Below are 3,658 nucleotides of genomic sequence, written 5' to 3'. Positions count from 1 at the left end.
CCAAACGATCTCGCCCCGACCAACATGAACGGCCCTAACCGGACTTTGGCCGTTCCATACAACGCTGCGGTGCAGCTTTCGCATTGCGGCCATTCGTGCATGGCGCAGCATTTTTGTCGGCTAAAACGTCGGTGTGCGGACATTGGAGACATCAGGCCGAGGCAGATGGAACCAGTTCAGCACCCGACCAAATACGGCGATTTATGTACAGTCGGTTCTATCGGAGTCCCGTCGTTTTCGGTGGCATGGCGGTTAAAGACCTTGAAACCGGCTGGAAGGATAGTGCCAGGGCGTGCTTCGGAGACAAAGATGTGTTTGCTGTTTTCGGGCGAGGACAAAATCGAAATCGGATCATCAAGGGTGCCAATGTAAATGCCCAACCGATCTGGCCAGCGCTCGAATGTCAGGGCAAGCTTGGTTCCGCATCTGGAGCAGAAGTGAACGTCTACGTCTTTTCCGCTACCTTCCGAAGAGAGCGTGTAGACCGACGCCTTGCCTTCGGTGAACACAAAGTGTTGGCGTTCGAAAATCGGTTCAATCATTCGGTCCGAACCGGTGGCGCGCTGGCAGAACCGGCAGTAGCAGATCGTCACCCAGAGGGGTTCGCTGCCGGTGGTGTATGCCACATTTCTGCAAAGGCAGTGGCCAGTGTGTCCATCCGACAAATCCATTTCCTCTCAAATCACCCAACGATGTTTCTTCCTAGCACACCCGGAGTTCAGTGACGCGATCATAATTGAACGGTAACTCCGGGCTCCTTGCTGCCGTTAGCCGCGTCGCAGCGATCCCGCCAAACGATCTCGCCCCGACCAACATGAACGGCCCTTAGCCGACATTCACCAAGATTAACCTTACCGCGGCGCGGCATACCAAGAGCGGCCATTCATGCACCCTGCAGCATTTCCGTCCTCGGAGGTCTGCATCGCGGACAAAGCCGTCACTCGGATTTGATCAAGGTTCCGAGATATTCCCGCGTGTCGCCGTCCCATGAACTGGGGTCTTCACCGTGGGCGATGACCGCATGTAACTCCATAAGTTTCCAGACCTCATCCTCTGTCGAAGCAACGACTTTGCCTGGGCAATCTTCCATGCCTTCGCAATCCTTGCAGGCGTATGAATATGCTTCGCTCATCTTGCTCTCCGATTTCGTTCTTGGCGCTGTCATCTCTTAAAATTCCGAAAGTGTCGGTAGATTGTCGGCGAGTTTGATCCAAGGCTGCTGGTGGGAAACAAAGACATGGCTCATTGGCTTAACAATCGACGGATCGTCGAGTGTACTAGCTGCGAACCAGTCACCGGCACCAAAGTCCTGACCCTCCACTTCGGTTTTGGAATCATACGTCAGCGTCGTGCCGCAATCCCCGCAGAAGCCCCGCGTTATACTAGGGGTTTTCTGGATCGTTTTGATCTTGCCCTTGGTTACCTCGAAATCACCCGCTGCAACTTTTGCCCAGGTCAAAAAGGCACCACCAAGGGCCATCTGACACGAGCGGCAATGGCAATGAGCGGCCCATGTCGGCAGGCTGGTAATCTGATATCGAATGGCGCCGCAATAGCACCCACCGTTAAGTTTTCCCATCACTTTACGCGCCCCTGTTTTGCTCGCCGCCAATCAAAACAAACGCCCTCTCACTGGAGTTATGTGTGTTGATTGGACAAATTACGGATCATTATTGCCCTACCAGCCAAATCATGCGACTCATTTATCATATCAATTCATTAGAGAAACTATCATATGGACTGGATGAAACTCCCTCCGCTAAACAGCCTTCGAGCGTTTGCGACCGTCGCAGAAGCTGGCGGATATACTTTCGCAGCCGAACGGCTAAACGTGACGCAGGCGGCCGTCAGCCAACAAGTGAAAGTACTGGAAAAACACCTTGGCGTGCCTCTGGTCACCAGGCTGGGACGGGGTATCGAGTTGACAGGTCCGGGCGCCCGTCTTGCGCGCGAATTGGGAACCGGATTTGAAATCATCAACCGAGGGGTGGAGCGCCTGTCAGAAGACGCGCAAGCCCGTCCTGTACAGGTCACCATGTCACCCGCCTTTGCCGTGGAATGGTTGTTGCCGAGAATGGCCGAGTTTCAACGGGAAAACCCGAATATCACATTGATGCTCAGCCCCACATCAAAGGTAGTCGAATTGAAACCCGGCGGTGTTGATGTGGCGATCCGATATTGCGACAGGCGTCGATCCCGCTCGGATGTCGAGCCAGTGTTGGTCACGGACATGATTATCATCGGCGCGCCATCGCTTATCGGCGAAAGGGAATTGAGCGATCCGGCCAAGTTGGCCGATCTGCCATGGTTGCAGGAACTGGGCACGAATGAAGCTGCGGAATGGTTTACATTCCATGGAATAGTTCCTGACGAGGCTTTGACAGTGAACCACATGCCTGGGAACCTTATAATGGCGGCGGTTCGGCGAGGCGATGGCATTACCTACACGGCACGGGCATTTTTCAAAGACGATCTTGAAGCTGGCACAGTCAAAGAACTGTTTTGCGAGCCGCAATTCGGCGTCTATTACGTTCAAACACTGGACGGATTTGTACGGCCTGAAGTGAAAATTTTTACCAAGTGGCTCATGTCAAAAGCAGAGACAGTATCGGATGAAATTTGAAAAGGTGCTGGTCCGGTTGATATGGAAAACCAAAAGGGCCGGTATTCCGATTTGCGTGTCCGCTCCGGGATCCTTGCTGCCGTTAGCCGCATCGCAGCGATCCTGCCAAGCGATCTCGCGCCGACCAACATGAACGGCCCTTTGCCGACATTCACCAAGATTGACCTTACCGCGGCGCGGCATACCAAGAGCGGCCATTCATACACCCTGCAGCATTTCCGTCCTCGGAGGTCTGCATCGCGGACTTTTCCGCCGTTCGCTGCAACCGCGAACTTCCCATTATTTTTTTAAGCCCGCCAGCATCCCGGGCGGATTACTGCAGTTGGCTACAATCGCGATCAAGTTGGGTCAAACTCCGGAAGCGGACCTCCAACGGACGGCTACAGCGCATTTCCGTTCTTCGCTGCGGCGGTCCGGTTAGGCCGTTGAATTCGCGGCACATCGATCACAGTCGACCGCGTGTCATTGGGGCGGAACTACACGCCGGATCTTCGATCCGCCCAACCAGAGCGATCCCGCCCCTGCAGCATGGTCCTCGGCGCCCTGACGACCAGTCACGCGCATGACAACCGAGTTGGTAGATGCGTCAATACTCAGAAACTGCAATTGGTACGGCGTCGACAGACTGACACCGTTTTCTCTTGCGACGATTTCGCCTGCTCCCAGCGGCAAATCAGCATCTATCGTCGCAACGATTTCGCCTGTCTCACTATCGATCCTTTGCACGGCTCCGTCTCCTATCGTGTGGACCCACAGCGATCCCGCAGCATCCACCATCAAGCGCGGGCTGCTGCCCGTCGCTATCGTCTGAACAAGCATGTCGTTGTCAGGGTCCACCCTATAGATTTCGTCCTTCCGGCCTGAACTCACCCAGACGTGCCCACCTGCGAATGCTGTCCCAAAGCCGATTTCCGGCAAATCAATCTGTGCCTGAACAGCTCCGGTTATTGCATCGAAGCGGGAGAGCATTCTCTCAAAGTTTTCGGCAGTCACTACCCAAACAGAGTCTGCGCCTACGGCAATGCTGCCGCTGCT

General features: G+C 54.7%; 5 protein-coding genes. 1 reads left to right on the top strand and 4 read right to left on the bottom strand.

The window, feature by feature from the left end; all coding sequences use genetic code 11:
- Positions 1-176: 176 nt before the first annotated feature.
- The 3 genes from AC221Y_RS21765 to AC221Y_RS21755 form a co-directional block, all read right to left on the bottom strand.
- Positions 177-671 (bottom strand): GFA family protein, encoded by a 495-nt coding sequence (locus AC221Y_RS21765; RefSeq protein ID WP_299751908.1) that lies wholly within the window; start codon positions 669-671, stop codon positions 177-179.
- Positions 672-937: 266 nt separating this feature from the next.
- Positions 938-1,132 carry a DUF1059 domain-containing protein gene (locus AC221Y_RS21760; RefSeq protein ID WP_486708414.1) on the bottom strand — a complete coding sequence of 65 codons (195 nt, stop codon included), beginning with the start codon at positions 1,130-1,132 and terminating at the stop codon, positions 938-940.
- A gap of 36 nt (positions 1,133-1,168) precedes the next feature.
- Positions 1,169-1,579, bottom strand: a complete 411-nt coding sequence (locus tag AC221Y_RS21755) for a GFA family protein (protein WP_486708413.1) — start codon at positions 1,577-1,579, stop codon at positions 1,169-1,171.
- A gap of 156 nt (positions 1,580-1,735) precedes the next feature.
- Here AC221Y_RS21755 and AC221Y_RS21750 point away from each other — a divergent pair, with 156 nt between their 5' ends.
- Positions 1,736-2,623 (top strand): LysR family transcriptional regulator, encoded by an 888-nt coding sequence (locus AC221Y_RS21750; protein WP_486708412.1) that lies wholly within the window; start codon positions 1,736-1,738, stop codon positions 2,621-2,623.
- A gap of 462 nt (positions 2,624-3,085) precedes the next feature.
- Here AC221Y_RS21750 and AC221Y_RS21745 read toward each other — a convergent pair.
- Positions 3,086-3,658 (bottom strand): NHL repeat-containing protein (locus AC221Y_RS21745; RefSeq protein ID WP_486708411.1); only part of this gene is annotated, 573 nt, incomplete at its 5' end.

This window comes from Boseongicola sp. (genome assembly GCF_057460485.1).
This window is presented reverse-complemented; position numbering and strand designations above follow the sequence as displayed.